Here is a 16,335-nt window from a genome sequence, read left to right on the forward strand (position 1 = left end):
ATCCTTTCATTCTGCCCTTAGTTTTTTGCTTTGGGCAGTTTGCTTAAATTCCCTTTTTACCATCTAAGATCATCTGGATCATCTTAACTTTTCTGTTCTCCCTGGTTTCAGATTTCTTGGCTTCCTCTATCCAACGGATGTATTCTTTCCGGTGAGTATAGCTCATTTTATCAAACAGAGCTTTGGCTTCAGGATTTTCATTAAAAACAAAAGCTATATCATCAGCAATTTCAACGGTTCTTTCCTCTTTGTCTTCAATAAGGCTTACTAAAACCTTATCGCCAAAAGTCTTTCCAAGCTGCTTCCGTATGTCTTGGGTTAAGCCTAAAATATGACAGTCAGATTTCATTTTTGCGAGGCTGCCTCGGTATTCCACTTTATTGTCAAATGTAGCTTTAATCTTTACATGTCCTTTTTTGCCAAACAGTTCTACTGTAGAAAAAGGAAATTCCACAAAAGCGGCGTCCATTTCCCCGTTTTGTTGTATCAGTGCGGTAAATTCAATTTTATCTTGCATCATAAAGATTTAAATTCAAAAATAAAAAAACCGTGAACGCAAATTCACGGTTTTTAAAATTTATCAGGAAAAGATTATTTTACCTTTTTTGCTTTCTTAGGCATTTGAGTCGTTCCTGAATTTTTAGACTTTGTATCAGGAGGTGTATTTTCTCCTCTTACAAGCTTTAATTCATCGATCAATCTTCTTGCCCCTGCATATTTGTCGATTGTCCAAAGAACAAAACGTACATCTACGTTGATTGTTTTCTGCCAGTCCTGTTCAAATACGATATCACCGCTTAATGCTTCGCTGTTTCCATCGAATGCGATACCGATAAGGTTTCCGTCTCCATCAATGACAGGAGAACCAGAGTTACCACCGGTAATGTCGTTGTTAGAAAGGAAGTTAACAGGCATATATCCTGCAGCATCAGCATACTGACCGAAATCTTTAAGGTTGTAAAGATCGATCACTCTCTGTGGAAGATCGAATTCTTCGTCACCTTTCTTGTATTTCCCTACAAGACCCGTCATATCAGTATAATAGTTGTCTGTAACTCCGAAATAGTTTCTGTCATTTCTTACAGGAAGTTTATCTACCGTTCCGTACGTTAATCTCATGGTAGAGTTAGCATCCGGATAGAATTTTTTATCAGGCATAGCTTTCATTAATCCAGCTAAGAAAAGACGGTTATTTTTGTTGAAGTTGTCATCAACTTTAGAGTATTTCTCCATGCTCATTTTCTGATCAGCAACAATTCCGTTTGCTATTTTCCAAAGTGGATCAGCATCAAGTTTCAATGGATCAGGGTTTAGTAAGAAGTTCGTAGCAGAAGTCTTGTTTGCAAAAATTGAAGAATATGCTACGTTAGAAAGTGTTTTGGAATCCAATCCTAAAATAGTGGCAGATGCTACATCTTTATTTACTCTCGACTGGTAAAGACCAGCCATAGAAGCAAGCATTTCTCCTTCCAAAGGTGGACTGAAATTTTCATAAGCTTCTTTGATAGCTGTTTCAGTTTTAGCTTTCATTGCTAATCTTCCCTGCATATCCTGAGCAGAATAAGCTTTAAGAACGGCTCCTACCTGTAAGGCAAGCGTAATATATTTTGCATTTCTTGAGAACTGGGAAGCATAGTTTCTTTCAACATTTCTGTCAGAAACCTGCTTGTAATAAGCCCCAATATCTTCTAAAACACCATCATAATCAGCGTTTCCTGGCAACGCAGACCATTTTCTGTAAGTGTCTTCAATCTTCTGTTTGTCAGAGATAGTCCCGTTTTTATCTACCGCATCAATAGTTCCCTGTCTGTTTTTCCAGTAGTTTGCCACGGAAGCATATTGAGAAGCATAGTTAAGCTGAGTCGCTTTATCCTTATTCATATACTTCTTCATAACATCCATAGCCAGTTTAGAAGCTTCTACCCAAGCCGGATAGTCTTTGTTTACCATCTGCTGGATTCCGTAAGAAGTAAGGTAACGGTTTGTTCTTCCTGGATATCCTAAAATCATAGAAAAATCTCCAGGCTTGATTCCTTTAAGAGAAACAGGAAGGAAGTGCTTAGGCTTCAATGGAACGTTGCCCGGAGCAAATTCTGCAGGGTTTCCTGCTGCATCTCCATATACTCTGAATACTGTAAAGTCAGCAGTATGTCTTGGCCATTCCCAGTTATCAGTATCACCCCCAAATTTACCCAATGATGAAGGTGGTGCCCCTACCAATCTGATATCTTTATAATCCTGGTAAACGAAATAGTAGAATTCATTTCCATTGAAGAAATCTTTTACCACTACTGTATATTTTCCGTTTTCAGAGTTTTCAGTCTGGATTGCCTTAGTTTCAGCATCAATCACTGCTTTTCTCTCTGCACCGGTCATATTGTTATTTAGCTTAGAATTGATTCTCTGTGTAGCATCATCCATTCTAACCAAAAATCTTACATAAAGATCTTTTGCATTGAATTCATCTTTTTGCTTTGTAGCCCAGAATCCGTTCTTCAGATAATCTTTTTCCGGAGTAGATGCAGCAGCTACAGCACCATAACCACAGTGGTGGTTTGTGAAGATAAGTCCCTTGTCAGAAACAATCTCTCCTGTACAGAATCCACCGAAACTTACGATAGCATCCTTTAAGCTTGAATTGTTTACCGAATAAATTTCTTCAGGTGTCAGATGCAGTCCTTCTTTTTGCATATCGACCCCGTTAAGTCTTTTGATGAGCATTAACAGCCACATCCCTTCATCCGCCCTCATCTGAGCAAAGCCCAACAAGAAAGTGAACAGTAGAAATAGTCTTTTCATTTTATAAAATAATTTTTGTGTCGCTAATTTACTAATTTTTACGATATTCTGTCCCCGAATGGTATGAAAATGGAAGGATAACCCGCATGAAAAAAGTACTTGTATCATTTTTTGCCATTTTATTCTTGTCAGCAGTTTTCAGCTGCTCTTCAGTTCCTGAAAAAAATCCCAGCCTTCAGAGACAATGGATGCTTGTTTCTTTTGATCCTTTTTCAAAGGAAGGATTCATTAAAAATAAAGCAGAAATCAACCTGACTGGAACTATGGAGAAAGGAAAAATTAAGGGAGGAGCGTTCATGGGGTGCAATAACATCTTTTTTACCTCCGAATTTAAAAAGGATGGAAAAGTAAAGATTTCAGAAGTGGGAAGTACATTGAAAGCGTGTCAGGATATGGATCTGGAAACCGCTTTTGCTCAAAAATTTGAACAAATGACTCATTATTCTGTAGAAGGGCATTTCCTTACCTTGTCTGATGAAAGTGGAAATTCTATGAAATTTGTAGCAGCAGATTGGGATTGATCATTAAAGACCATCTGTTTAAAATATAAAAAGTCCGCAAATTTGCGGACTTCCTGCTTGAAATCTGGTTGGTTATCAGTTTTTTGGAATTGTTTTTTTTATTTCTGATAAAGTTGCTGTATTGGGCAAGCCCTGTACACTGTTATTTGTGCCTTTAGAAACGGTATTGGATGCCTGTCTGTTGGGAATAGAAGCTTTGAGTTCGGCAAGAGATGCTGTATTGGGCAGCAATTTTCCTGAACCGGCAGCTGAAGGAGCGGCTTTAACCTTTGTGTCCTGTTTTTTAACCTCAAGACCCTGGTCTGAAGCCAGAACAGTTGCGGTCTGTTTTTTTGGAGTACTTTCCTGGGCTATTTTTGCAGCCTGAGCCTCATGTTCTCTCAGCTGCTTCACCACCTGAGTCTGGTCTTCAAGTTCAGGCGCTTTCGTATTTTCCTGAGCATAGATCGTAGTGCTTAATGCTGAAAATGCAATGATATATAATGCTTTCATGATCGTTTTATTTAATGTTTACCAATACTTTGATTTTCCCTGTTGAATTTTGGTCATAATCCTGAAGCGCCTTACCGATGACCTGCCCGATTTTCACCTTTTTAGGATTTGCTTTCATAGCAGTTCCGGATATGGAAGAGGTTACCAAAAAATCACCTCTTTTAATTTTTCCGCCTTCCAGACAGACTTTCGTAGGAATGACTCCAATGACTCCCATCGGAACTTTTCCAATTAATTCAGAATCTATATTTTCTTCCGTTAAGAGAACACCCGGTTTTGTAGCATAAACTCCCGCAACAAGTGTAGAGTAGGGTTTTGATGATTTTTCCACGGTACGGTCAGAATCTGTTGAGATGATTAAAATATCTCCCGGTTCATACTCTGAACTGTTGCCTTCCACATCAAATGCTTCAGCAACGTCAGCCCCACTGTTTTGAGTTCCTCCGTTGAAGAATCCTTTGCCGGTTCTGTCTACACGGGCTACATTTGCGCTGTTCGTTTGCAGGATAGCAATATTTCCACTTGGTCCCTGATGATTCAGTAGTAATACACTTCCTGTTCCCACGTTGGTTACGTGTACAGTAGGATTACCGTTGGCCGCATTGAAATTAGCAAATCTTCCAGCTCTTCCTACTCCGAAATTTGGCGTCCATCCATACACGGCGTTTCCTGTTCCGTCTGCTGTTGCTTCAATACCATCTCCGTTTTTACCGGCATTGGCTGTGATTCCATTTCCATTCCCTTCTGTTAAAGCTAACAGAGCGGGTCCATTTCCTGAAGCATTGGAAGCATAGAATAATCCGCCAAAACCTCCCGTTCCGGATGATAAACCATAAACACCGGCAGTACCGAAGTTGGCGAACTGTGAAGTTACTTCTCCTTTTACGGCGGGAGAGGTACCTGTTACACGATCAACTTTAAAGTTCCCCCCAATACCGTTACCTACAGTGGTTACCGTTATGACATCACTTGTATTGGTATCATTGAATATATTAAACTTTCCGGCGCGTCCTGTTGCAAAAGTGGGAACCCATGCATATAAGGCATTTCCTGCTCCATCAATATTGGTTTCTACACCATTTCCGTTTTTACTGGCATTAGCCGTAATGGCATTTCCATTTCCATCAGTGATAGCCACTAGAGCAGCACCGTTCCCAGATGTATTGGAAGCGTGGAATAAACCTGCAAAACCACCTGTCCCTGAAGAAACTCCAAAAATACCGGCTGCTCCGAAGTTCCCAAAGATTGTTTTTACTTCTCCCCGTACTGCTGCGCCTACACTGTTGGTATTATTAACAAGAAAAGAGGATGCGTTACCTTCTGTATTATCAGGAATGTTTCCTGTCCCATTGGTTTCTACCTCCAAAGTGTTCACATCATTGGAAGCATTCACATTTTCAAACCTTCCTGCACGTCCTTTTCCGCTGCTAAGGCCTACCTGGCCGAAGACCCCTATAGAAGTTCCCGTAGTATTGGTTGCTACAAATCCTCTTACCCCATAGCCTCCGCCATCATTTCTGCCGACTACGGCACCTGCAATGTCACTGGTATTTCTACCTACTATAGCCTCGCCGTTTCCGTTATTGTCCCCTATGATTCCTGCAGAGGTTTGTGCACTGGTAATACCCTGAACAGCAAAACCACTCCCTGTAGAGCTGACAACCCCGGCACCGTTTCCGCTGGAAGAAACATTAATCACGGTTCCGTTTCCAACCGTGTTGGCATTAAGGACATTATTGTTATTTGCATTATTAAAAATCGACATATTTGCTGCTATTCCATTGGTGCTGGTAGCTGTAAGGCCGGTTCCCGAGTTACTGTTTGCGTATACACCGGTACCGGAAGCAGATGAATTTCCATAGACACCAAGCCCGTTAGGAGTTACACCATAAACGCCCCAGCCACTTCCGTTCTGGCTGCCCCAGACCCCTACGCCCAGTCCTCCTGTACCGTTATTGATCCCACGGACACCACTGGAAAATCCACCGGGAGCAGTATTGCTTACAATTCCCCGTACCGAAGCTATGCTGGAGGTTGTTGTATTATTGATCCCTTCTACAGAAGTTCCATCACCATCATTAATTAAGCTGAAAAGCGTTCCTGCATTATTTACCGTGCTGGTATAAGGAATGGCAAAGCTTCCACCGCCACCTCCAGCTGTTTTTGCATACATTGCATAAGGAACACTTAATAGTTGGCTGGTTCCTGCTATTGTATAATTGGTTCCTCCCGTAGGGTCAGTTTCAGTTTTTAGATAATAGTTGCCGGTAGGCCAGTTTATGGTAGCAAAGGTTCCGGAAAGCACTGTTCCTGTTCCTATTTCCATACTGATCAGCCCGTTGGCATTTGTATTTCCGGTAAGTCTTTCAGAATAAACCAGTGGCCCGATAAGAGAACCCGCCAGTATACTCACTTTTACAGCAATACTTTGGTTGGTTAAAAGCTGGCCTGAGCTATTTCTGATGACGGCCTGATAGCTCATTTTTTCAGGAACCTGTGCATGTCCCATAAAGAGGCCAAGCATGATACCCAGCGATAATAATATTTTTTTCATGGCGTTATTTTTTTATGATTTTAAAAGTTTTTATGTTCTCTCCCTTTTGATTGATCCGAATAATATAAACTGCTGCTGGGAGCGAAGAAAGATTAAGTTCGGATTTGGACTCTGCGATCATCTCTTTTTTGATCAGTTTGCCCTGAGCATCGAACAACTGGTATTCCGTCCCTTTATAAGAAGTAGAGGTAAAATCTATGTACAGAAAATCTCTGAAAGGATTGGGGTAAATTAAAATGCCTTCTTGCTTTGATACGGTTTCGCTGGCGGACAGTGTAGTAATTTCATAGGCCTGTTGTACACCTTCCATTACCTGGAAGTTCGCCCCTTTGTTGAGGTAGGTGGTTTGGCCCACACTGTAAGAAACCGAGCCGTTGCTTCCCGATGCATTCGTTCCTGTCGCCAAAACTGCTGACTGAGCAGTCAGAAGACTGACGGAAAAAGTGAACAGAATGAGAAAGAAGCAGTGAATAGATGTTCTTTTCATGTAAAATAGTTTTCTGGTTATTAATTAGTTATCCAAATTTTTTATTTGAAAATTTGTGAACACTAAATTACCATATATCAAAACCAGATGACAGGAAAATAGACTAACGACAAAAATAATCGACCAACGGCATTTTATTGCAAAAATGTTGGTATTCAGTGATTTCAGGGATCAAGGAAGGAAAGTTTCTCTTTGTAAGTTCTGCCAATAGGAAGTCTGATCTGATGGATAAGTTCTATCTCGTTGCTGCTTTTTCCGCGGATGAAGTGCCTGGGTACGGCATAGCTGCGATGTATCCTCACAAAAGAATCAAAAAAGCTTTTATTAAGGATGTTTCCCAGGGAATCCAGAACGCAGTGCTTCTTTTCATGGGTAACGAGTCTGGTATAATCTTTCAGAGCTTCAAGATAGAGGATGTCAGTAAGTTTTACCTGAGAAGTATTACCACCTTCTTTTATTTTAATGCAGTTTTCACCAAGAAGAGCATCAAAGCTGTCACACTTTTCTTTTGTTTCAAAAAAATTGAATACTTTCTGTATTGATTGCTGAAATCGTTCTGTTTTCAGTGGTTTTGTGACGAAGTCAAGGGTATCCGTTTCAAATGCTTCGGCTGCCAGTTCAGGTTGGGAGCTTACAAAGATGCAGGCCGGGATTTTGTGAGCCAGTTTTCTGAATTCCAATCCACTCATTCCGTTTAGATTGGTCTCGCTGATCAGAAGATCAATCGGGAATTCAAGATACGGAATTGCTTTTTCCGCAGAATCAAAAGATGCAATAATCTCTATATTGTCATATTGCCTGACATGATGCTGAAGAACCAGTCTATCCAGTTCGTCATTGTCAATGATCATACATTTAAGATAGGTAATCATGATCTTTTGTAGGTTGATTTTTATAAGATTTGTAATTTTAAATGTTTATTGTTTGCAAATCTGTTTTATAAAGTTATTAATTTTTCACAAAAGAAAGATATTGTAAACTTAAATTAACATTAAAAATCGATAGAATGAAAAAATGATTTTGTTTTTTTTCCTGAAAATTGGTATCTTGTGAAAATCATAAACATAGACAGAAATTAATGCTAGATAAGAAAGAACATAATTACGAAAAAGCCATTTTGGTAGGGGTTATTACCCAAAATCAGGATGAAGATAAGCTTACGGAATATATGGATGAACTGGAGTTTTTGGCCTTCACAGCAGGTGCGACGGTGCAAAAACGTTTTACTCAGAAATTAACTCAGCCGGATTCCAAAACTTTTATCGGAAGCGGTAAAGCACAGGAAATAAAAGAATATGTAAAGGAAAACGAGATAGGAACTATTATTTTTGATGACGAACTGTCTCCTTCCCAGCTTAAAAACCTTGAAAAAGAAATAGAAGTAAAAATTCTGGACCGGACGAATCTTATTCTGGATATTTTTGCACAAAGAGCCCAGACGTCTTATGCAAGAACCCAGGTGGAATTGGCTCAATATCAGTATCTATTACCCCGTCTGACAAGGATGTGGACTCACCTTGAACGTCAGAAAGGAGGAATCGGGATGAGAGGTCCCGGTGAAACTGAAATTGAAACTGACCGCCGTATCATCCGTGACAGAATTTCCCTATTGAAGGATAAGCTGAAAGTAATAGACAAACAGATGGCCACCCAGCGTAATAACCGCGGAAAAGTGGTTAGGGCTGCTTTGGTAGGTTACACCAACGTTGGAAAATCTACGCTGATGAATGCGCTTTCCAAATCTGATGTATTTGCAGAAAACAAACTGTTTGCAACACTGGATACGACCGTACGAAAAGTGGTCATTGGAAATTTACCGTTTTTACTTACTGATACAGTTGGATTTATCAGAAAGCTACCCACGCAGCTTGTAGAATCTTTTAAATCTACATTGGATGAGGTTCGGGAAGCAGACCTGCTGATTCATGTAGTAGATATTTCTCATGAAAGCTTTGAAGACCAGGTAGAGTCTGTTAACAATACCTTGATGGAGATCAATGCTCATCAGAAACCAATGATCATGGTTTTCAATAAAATTGATGATTTCAGCTACGAGAAAAAGGATGATGATGATCTTACACCATCTACAAAAAAGAATATTTCTCTGGAAGAATGGACGAAAACGTGGATGGGTAAATCTAAATATCCAACTGTTTTCATCTCTGCTTTAACGAAGGAAAATTTCCCGGAAATGAAGAAGATGATCTACGATGAGGTAATGAAAATTCATATTTCCAGGTTCCCATACAATGATTTCCTTTTCGAGTATTTCGATAACGATGAGGTAGAAGAAGAAAACAACGATTTGATGAAATATCACTTTTTCCTGTTATTGGTTTTATTTTCAGTTTTTGGATTCAGCCAGAAATCAAAAATTAATTTAAAAAATATAGAGAAAGATCTTAAAAATTCAGCTTCTCCTTACAATTATGAGAAGCTGATCTTTAAATATAAGGGATATCCGAAATCTCTGGACAGTATTGAAGCCCAGCACTTATATTACGGAAGAAATTTCAGGAATGATAAAATTTCGACAACAGACGACGGCTTTAAAATTCTGGCAGAAGCTTTTAAACAAGAGAATTTTGAAGAATGTATCAAACAGGGAAAGATCCTTTATGATAAAGATCCTACCAATCTGGATATTCTTCTTGTCCTTCTAAGAGCTTATGATGCCCGGAAAGACGGCAATAACTTTATGCATCACCTGAATCAGTTCCGCTCGCTTACTGAAGGAATGAAAAATTCCGGGGACGGAGCATCTGAAAAAACAGCTTATCTGGTCAATTCCGTGGGCGATGAGTACATCCTTCTAAATATCCTCAATATTGGAAAAGATTATACAAGAGCATCAAAAACCGGGAAGGACGGTATGTTTGATATTTGGGAAAAAGACGGTAACCAGCTGTATATCAAAATACTTTATTTAGACCTATAAATTAATTAAAAAAACACTTTAGTGGAGTTATATTATTCATTTTCAGCCCTAATAGTATTAGCATCGATTTTTGCCTACCTGAATTACAGATTTCTGAAGCTTCCGAGTACCATCGGGATCATGGTGATTGCCATTGTAGTTTCTATTTTTCTTGTAATGTTTGGTGAGACGATACTTCCAAGAACATTTGGGCATTTAAACAATTTAATGAACAGTATAGACTTCACAGAAGTTCTGATGGGAGCCATGCTGAATTTCCTTCTCTTTGCAGGAGGAATTCATATTAATATCAACGACCTTAAGGAACAGTTCCGGCCGGTTCTTATATTTTCTACAGCAGGAGTGGTTATTTCCACATTTGTAGTAGGATTCGGGATGTTTTACCTGCTACCGTTTTTAGGAATTCAACTGCCATTCATTTACTGTCTGGTTTTTGGAGCACTTATTTCGCCTACCGATCCGGTTGCGGTTCTGAGTATCCTGAAACAGGCCAATGTTTCCAAATCACTGGAAACAAAAGTGGCCGGGGAATCTTTGTTTAATGACGGTATGGCTGTTGTGGTCTTTACCGTAGTGCTGCAGCTGGCTATTGGAAAAGAAGTAGATCTGGGCGTTGAAAGTATAGGCTTGCTGCTGCTGAAAGAAGCGGGTGGAGGTATTCTTCTTGGTGTAGTGCTGGGGTGGATCACATCCAGGCTGATGCGTGAAGTGGATGATTATATTATTTCCGTTCTGGTAACGCTTTCTGTGGTGATGGGAGGATATCTTATCGCCAGACAGATGCATATTTCCGGACCTTTAACGATGGTTGCCGCAGGTTTATTCATGGGTAATTTTAACGTCAGATTTAAAATGAAATCAATCACTCAGGATTATCTTATCAAATTCTGGGAACTGATTGATGAAATTCTGAATGCCGTGTTATTCCTGTTCATAGGTTTTGAGTTATTGATGATCAAAGACTTAAAGTTCTTTATGGTTCCTGGCCTGTTGGCTATTGCCGTGGTTTTAATTGCGCGTCTGATCTCAATCTGGGTGCCAACTAGATTCATGTCTCTAAGAACAAGATTTAGTCCGCAGACTATAAAAGTTTTGGTTTGGGGAGGAATCCGTGGCGGAGTTTCTATTGCGTTGGCCATGTCTATTCCCAAAAGTGAATACAGTGAAATTATTCTAAGTATCACATATTGTGTTGTTGTATTTTCTATTATCGTTCAGGGACTTACGATTGCCAAAGTAGCTAATCCAAAGGCTATTGCGAAAGAAGAACAGCAGAGTAGTGTTGCAGATGAGCATGCATAATTTTAAATAGATAAATCACTATTGTCATGAGTGATCTGATTAAAGAAATACAGGAAGCCCTGGCTGTACTGTCCATTCCTGAAAAAGCGGAGTTCTTTCCAAGGTTTTTCAAAACAGGAAAAGGAGAATATGGTGAAGGAGATTTATTTTTAGGCGTAAAGGTTCCGGATCAGAGATCTGTAGCCAAAGAATATTATTCCAAAATAAGTCTTCAGGATCTGGGCATTCTCCTGACATCTAAATACCATGAACATCGTCTTACTGCTCTTTTTATGCTGATTTACAAGTTTGAAAAAACGAAAGATAAGGCCGTGAAAGAAGAGATCATACAGTTTTACCTGGATCATTTGCCATACGTCAATAATTGGGATCTGGTAGATTCGAGCTGCTATAAAATTCTAGGGAGGTATGCCTTTGAAAACGGAAAGGAAGAACTGCTGAGAAACCTTTCAGATTCTGAGGAAATGTGGCACAAGAGAATTGCTGTGGTAGGGACGATGCATTATGTGAAAAAAGGGTCTTTTGAACTGACGAAAGAATTTGTTACTAAAAACCTGAAGCATTCCCATGATCTGATGCATAAAGCAAACGGATGGCTGTTAAGGGAAATGGGTCAGAAAAGTGAAACTGAACTGATTGCTTTTTTAAATAAACACTATCGGGAAATGCCAAGAACCAGCCTGAGATATGCTATCGAAAAGCTGGATGAAGGGATAAGACAGGATTATTTGAAAGGCAGAATTTAAAAAAGTAGTGGTTTTCCGTGAAATTACAGGCTCCGTAAATTTTTTTCAACAGGAATTAAGTAGTTTTGTGTTTTAAAACTCAAATATGAAAAATTTTCTGAAGCTGTTGGCTCTTATTTTTCCTTTATTGGTGCTCACCAGCTGTTTTGATATCCTGGATAAAGTCAATGTAAAAGCTGATGGAACAGGAGAGTACACTATTATTCTCAACGCCAGTAAAAGCAAAACCAGGCTTGCTTCAATTTCTAAAATGGAAACTATTAACGGAAAAAAAGTTCCGAAAAAAGCGGAAATTGAGAATAAAATTAATGAAGCAGCCAAAATATTCAAAGGAACTCCGGGAATCACCAATGTGAAAACTTCAATGGATTTTGATAATTATATCATCAAATTAAGCTGTAATTTTAAAAAAATTGAAAACATCAATGCCGGACTTGAACAGCTTAAAGCTAAAAATATCCTTGGCAAAATGATCCCGACTCAAATCTACAGCCAGAATCTTGAAAAAAAATCACTGACCAGAAATAAGGTGAATACCTTTAAATCGGATTATGATAAAATGGGAAAGGCAGACAAAGAAATCTTCAATAATGCCAAATATACTTCCGTGATGCAGTTTGAAAGTTCTGTAAAATCCCAGACAAACAGCGCCTATGTACTTTCTCCAAATAAAAAAGCAGTGAAGCTGGAGGCCGATATTTTAGACCTTATTTTTCAAAAAAAACAACTACAAAACACGATATTATTTCAATAAATTCTAATACACAACCATGAAATCGATCCTTTTAAAAACACAAACAATTACTTTCATACTTTTTGGGTTTTATGTTTGTTTTTGCACAGCAAAGTATGAAACTTCCCAATGATGCCGTATTTTATATGGAGATCAACGGGAAACAGCTTAATCAAAAGATCAACTGGCAGAAACTGAATCCGTTACTGCATGAATTAAGCAAAAAAAGCAAAGAAAAATCTTCGTGGAATGATTACTCCAAAACGGGGATCAAATATGATGCTACGCAATATCATTATGCCACTACCAATGATTCTATAAAGGCTTATAACACTCATTTTATCATTGATAACAAAGAAAAATTTCAGGAATTTATCAATTCTATTAAGAAAAAAGGCCTGGAAATTTCCAAGAAAAACAAGTATTCTTACGTAGATATAGATGATGATGTTTTTGTAGCATGGAATAATGACCGTGCGGTCCTGAGCCTGGTTAGTTATACAAAGCCATATAAAGACATCTGGTCTGCTGATGCTACGATAGACAGTGCCGTAGCGGTTGCAGACAGTGCAGCAGTCGTGGTAGACAGTGCTTATGCCATAGAGCCGGAACTTCCTTTTGACTATAAAGAAGAAATCATCAGTTTGAAGGATGAAATCAAATATTTGAAGGAAAATATCAAAGAAAACAACAAGGAAATCACCCGGATCCAGAAAGATATCAAGTATCTGGAAAAGAACCACAAATATCCTAAGGAAAATGTAGATACCCAGCACCCGGATGGTGAGGCTGAAGTATATCCGAAAGAAGAGGATTGGAACGAAGGTGAAGCTGTAGTGGATACGGCTTATCAGAAAGAACTGGATTCTATGCGTATAGAAGAGTTCAAAATAGTAAAGAAAATTGCTGAGGAACGTTTCGACCGGTATTTTAATTCCAATTTAGAAATTGATGTTCCTAAAGCAATGCTCACTTTCCGGGATCCTAATTCTGACATGTTCGTCTACACAGACTACGGAAAGATAGTTAATGACGGAATCTATGGTAAAATGATGAAGAGTCTGGAGTTCTGGCAGTTCCTTAAGAATGCCTATAATTCAAGTTCTTCTTATAATTTATACTTTGAAAAAGATAAAGTAAAGCTAGTAAATAACTATCAGCATAAAAACTCAGAAACCCAGAAAACTATTTCTTCTGTTTATAAAGGAAAGAAAAACAAAAAACTGGCTGCATTGATCAATGATAAAAGCATCGGGTATTATGTGATGAATGTAAACGGGGCAAAAACTTTTGATATGATGTACAGCCTGCTTCAGGATTCCGGAGAAGGCGAGTACAAAAAGGAAATGGAGCTGATGATGGAAACCATGAAAATTGTTCTGGACGAAGAAGCTATTACCAAAATAGCTCCAGGAAACGGAATTTTTGTTCTGAATGAATTAAAATCCAAGCAGGTAGAATATACGGACTACGAATATGATGATGACTATAATGAAAAGGAAGTGAAGAAAACTAAAGATGTAGCCGTTCCTAATTTCACTTTTGCCTTTGCAACAGAAAATGAAGGTTATTGGAACAGGGTTTTCAATGTACTGACCACCAATAAGCATTTGTCTAAAAAGTTCTCAAAAACCGGAAATTTTTACTCGTTTAAAGATGAAAAAGGGGATGGATATCTTGATCAGCTGTATTTTACAGTAAAAGACGGCATCGTATACCTTACCAGTTCTACAGACAATCTTACGCCTCAGAACCAGTCTGGCATCTCTAAGCAGTGGGCAAAAGATTCCTCTAAATATCCATTATCCGGAAGATTCGATATCCAGAGACTTTTGATCGGTTTAGAAAAAGAATTCAAAACACCTTCCGAAAGAAAAACATTGGATCTGTTCAGAAAAAATGTTGGTGAAGTGTATTATAAAACCGAAGTAAAGGGAGAAAGCGTAGAAACAGAAATGGATTACAACATTAAAAATTCTTCGGAAAACAGTCTGATGTATTTCTTTGATCTGTTTGATGAGCTTTATAAAATTAATGAATCAGAAAAAAAGCCGCAAATCCTGTAAATGAATAAAAAGAAACTTATTGTCCCGTTAATTGTTTTACTCGCAGCTGCGCTTTATTTTGCGTTTTTTCATAAAGACAAAACCTTAAAATTTGTCCCGGAAAATGCTGATATGGTCGTTTTAATTGATATGAAAAAATTAACGGGACAATATATTTCAAGCTTAATTACTCATCCTTCAAAATGGTCAGGCAGTAAAAAGAAAGATCAGAAAACAATTTCTTTAAAAGATTCGGGGATAAAAATGCCGGATTTCATACAGATTTTCCATCTCAAAGACACCAAATTTTCAGAATGGTACAGCGTGGTTGAGCTGAAAGATCTTGAAAAATTCTCAGCTTATTTAAAAAATAATCAGTTTATCAGCAAAGGGAAAAACCTCTTTCAGAAAGATCAGATCTTCCTTAAAATAATAGGAAAACATTGTATTGTAGGAACTTCTTTCTTAGCTTTTGACCAAATCAACCAGTCACTTTCTCAGTCTTCCCAAAAAAATACCCTGAATGCGGATCAGTTTATTGACAATACCTTAGGAAGTATTTCCTTCATTACAGGACAGAAAATTCAGAATTTTTCTATTGCATTGAAAGCTGATGAAATTGAAATAAAAAATACCTCAGCAACCGATCATTTTACAGCTGTGATTTCTAAATTTCAGAAAGAACAACACTTTTTAGAAATAGAATTGGATGCTCATAACGTGAAAAAATATGCCCGTTTTTTCGAAAAAAATATAGCGGATTCAACGCAGATCAGCTATTTAAAAGCAACTGCTGAAATTGAACAGGTAAACGATACCATTATTAGCTACGGTTATGATGATAATTTTAATGAAATAGAGAAAAAGACTGTTCAGAAAATTATTCAGCCTAATTATGTGATTGATCTTCAAAGTTCAGTACCTGAGAAAGCATGGGAATATTTTCAGCATAAAAAATGGATCAATGATCAGGGGCAATTCACAGTGATCCCTTTTCAGCCTAATCATATCGGCAGGAATGATAAAGGCCTTACCATAAGATCCACCAGAAAACCGATAGCATTATCCCCGAACCTTAAAGAAAGCTATATTTACATTAGAAATAATCCACTGCTTGTTTCATCTTTAAGTACTTTAACATCAATGGAAAAAAGAATTCTTTCTGACATAGATTATATATTTTACGGGAATAAAGCAGATAATTATTGGGTGAAGATTAAAGCTAAAAACGGAGTATTACCTTTAATTTTAAGATGGTAACCGAATCCTAAAACTGACTGACTATTAAATGACTTTAACTGAAATTGCATTACTGAAAACGTTCACCCATTACTTTTTACATCTGGTGTTTCCGGTTTTTATTGCCCTGATCTTTTTCCGTAAAAACTGGAAGAAAGCATATCTCATTATGCTGGCGACCATGCTGGTAGATCTGGATCATATTTTTGCCAATCCCGTTTTTGATCCGTCAAGAAATAGCATAGGTTTCCATATTTTACATTCCTATTATGCCATTGCGGTGTATTTTTTGCTGCTGTTTTTCAAAGGAAATATTAGAATTATAGCTATTGGTCTTTTGTTTCATATGCTGACGGATTTCCTGGATTTTAACCTGTGGATCCATTAGATAAAATGAGACTGGAGCTGAAAGAGGAAGATTAGAAACTAGAGTGCAGAAATTAATAAAAACTATTCTGCATTTCTACTTTCTATCTCAA

General features: G+C 38.1%; 14 protein-coding genes and 1 pseudogene. 9 read left to right on the forward strand and 6 right to left on the reverse strand.

Features of this window, described 5'->3' with window-relative positions; genetic code table 11:
- Nucleotides 1-43: 43 nt before the first annotated feature.
- Nucleotides 44-520, reverse strand: coding sequence for a YdeI/OmpD-associated family protein (locus QF044_RS18810; protein WP_307270595.1), 477 nt, complete (start codon nt 518-520; stop codon nt 44-46).
- 71 nt (nt 521-591) lie between these two features.
- Nucleotides 592-2,799 (reverse strand): S46 family peptidase, encoded by a 2,208-nt coding sequence (locus QF044_RS18815; RefSeq protein ID WP_307270598.1) that lies wholly within the window; start codon nt 2,797-2,799, stop codon nt 592-594.
- A gap of 86 nt (nt 2,800-2,885) precedes the next feature.
- Here QF044_RS18815 and QF044_RS18820 point away from each other — a divergent pair, with 86 nt between their 5' ends.
- Nucleotides 2,886-3,320, forward strand: coding sequence for an META domain-containing protein (locus tag QF044_RS18820; RefSeq protein ID WP_307270602.1), 435 nt, complete (start codon nt 2,886-2,888; stop codon nt 3,318-3,320).
- A gap of 75 nt (nt 3,321-3,395) precedes the next feature.
- Here QF044_RS18820 and QF044_RS18825 read toward each other — a convergent pair whose 3' ends face one another.
- The 4 genes from QF044_RS18825 to QF044_RS18840 all read right to left on the reverse strand — a co-directional run bounded on the left by QF044_RS18825 (nt 3,396) and on the right by QF044_RS18840 (nt 7,725).
- On the reverse strand, nt 3,396-3,812 hold the full coding sequence (locus tag QF044_RS18825) for a hypothetical protein (RefSeq protein WP_307270603.1): 417 nt from the start codon (nt 3,810-3,812) through the stop codon (nt 3,396-3,398).
- A gap of 7 nt (nt 3,813-3,819) precedes the next feature.
- A complete protein-coding gene (locus QF044_RS18830) occupies nt 3,820-6,366 on the reverse strand; it encodes a collagen-like protein (RefSeq protein WP_307270605.1) in 2,547 nt (848 codons plus the stop codon).
- 4 nt (nt 6,367-6,370) lie between these two features.
- A complete protein-coding gene (locus tag QF044_RS18835) occupies nt 6,371-6,853 on the reverse strand; it encodes a T9SS type A sorting domain-containing protein (RefSeq protein ID WP_307270608.1) in 483 nt (160 codons plus the stop codon).
- 164 nt (nt 6,854-7,017) lie between these two features.
- Nucleotides 7,018-7,725, reverse strand: a complete 708-nt coding sequence (locus QF044_RS18840) for a LytTR family DNA-binding domain-containing protein (RefSeq protein WP_307270611.1) — start codon at nt 7,723-7,725, stop codon at nt 7,018-7,020.
- A gap of 206 nt (nt 7,726-7,931) precedes the next feature.
- On the opposite strand from QF044_RS18840, the pseudogene hflX reads away from it, so the two are divergent.
- The 8 genes and pseudogenes from hflX to QF044_RS18880 all read left to right on the forward strand — a co-directional run.
- Nucleotides 7,932-9,146: pseudogene (gene hflX, locus QF044_RS18845) on the forward strand (GTPase HflX); the annotation flags it as partial.
- A gap of 15 nt (nt 9,147-9,161) precedes the next feature.
- Nucleotides 9,162-9,791 carry a DUF4919 domain-containing protein gene (locus QF044_RS18850; RefSeq protein ID WP_307272074.1) on the forward strand — a complete coding sequence of 210 codons (630 nt, stop codon included), beginning with the start codon at nt 9,162-9,164 and terminating at the stop codon, nt 9,789-9,791.
- Between the two features lie 21 nt (nt 9,792-9,812).
- The gene (locus QF044_RS18855) at nt 9,813-11,093 is read left to right on the forward strand and encodes a sodium:proton antiporter (protein ID WP_307270612.1); all 1,281 of its coding nucleotides are present in this window, start codon (nt 9,813-9,815) and stop codon (nt 11,091-11,093) included.
- A 26-nt stretch (nt 11,094-11,119) separates the two neighbouring features.
- Nucleotides 11,120-11,839, forward strand: coding sequence for a DNA alkylation repair protein (locus QF044_RS18860; protein WP_307270624.1), 720 nt, complete (start codon nt 11,120-11,122; stop codon nt 11,837-11,839).
- Between the two features lie 85 nt (nt 11,840-11,924).
- The gene (locus QF044_RS18865; RefSeq protein ID WP_307270625.1) at nt 11,925-12,593 is read left to right on the forward strand and encodes a hypothetical protein; all 669 of its coding nucleotides are present in this window, start codon (nt 11,925-11,927) and stop codon (nt 12,591-12,593) included.
- Between the two features lie 95 nt (nt 12,594-12,688).
- Nucleotides 12,689-14,638 carry a hypothetical protein gene (locus tag QF044_RS18870; protein ID WP_307270627.1) on the forward strand — a complete coding sequence of 650 codons (1,950 nt, stop codon included), beginning with the start codon at nt 12,689-12,691 and terminating at the stop codon, nt 14,636-14,638.
- The gene (locus tag QF044_RS18875; protein ID WP_307270628.1) at nt 14,639-15,877 is read left to right on the forward strand and encodes a hypothetical protein; all 1,239 of its coding nucleotides are present in this window, start codon (nt 14,639-14,641) and stop codon (nt 15,875-15,877) included.
- Nucleotides 15,878-15,905: 28 nt separating this feature from the next.
- Nucleotides 15,906-16,244, forward strand: a complete 339-nt coding sequence (locus QF044_RS18880) for a DUF6122 family protein (protein ID WP_307270629.1) — start codon at nt 15,906-15,908, stop codon at nt 16,242-16,244.
- The last annotated feature ends 91 nt before the right edge of the window (nt 16,245-16,335 follow it).

Source organism: Chryseobacterium sp. W4I1, from assembly GCF_030816115.1.
Classification (GTDB): domain Bacteria; phylum Bacteroidota; class Bacteroidia; order Flavobacteriales; family Weeksellaceae; genus Chryseobacterium.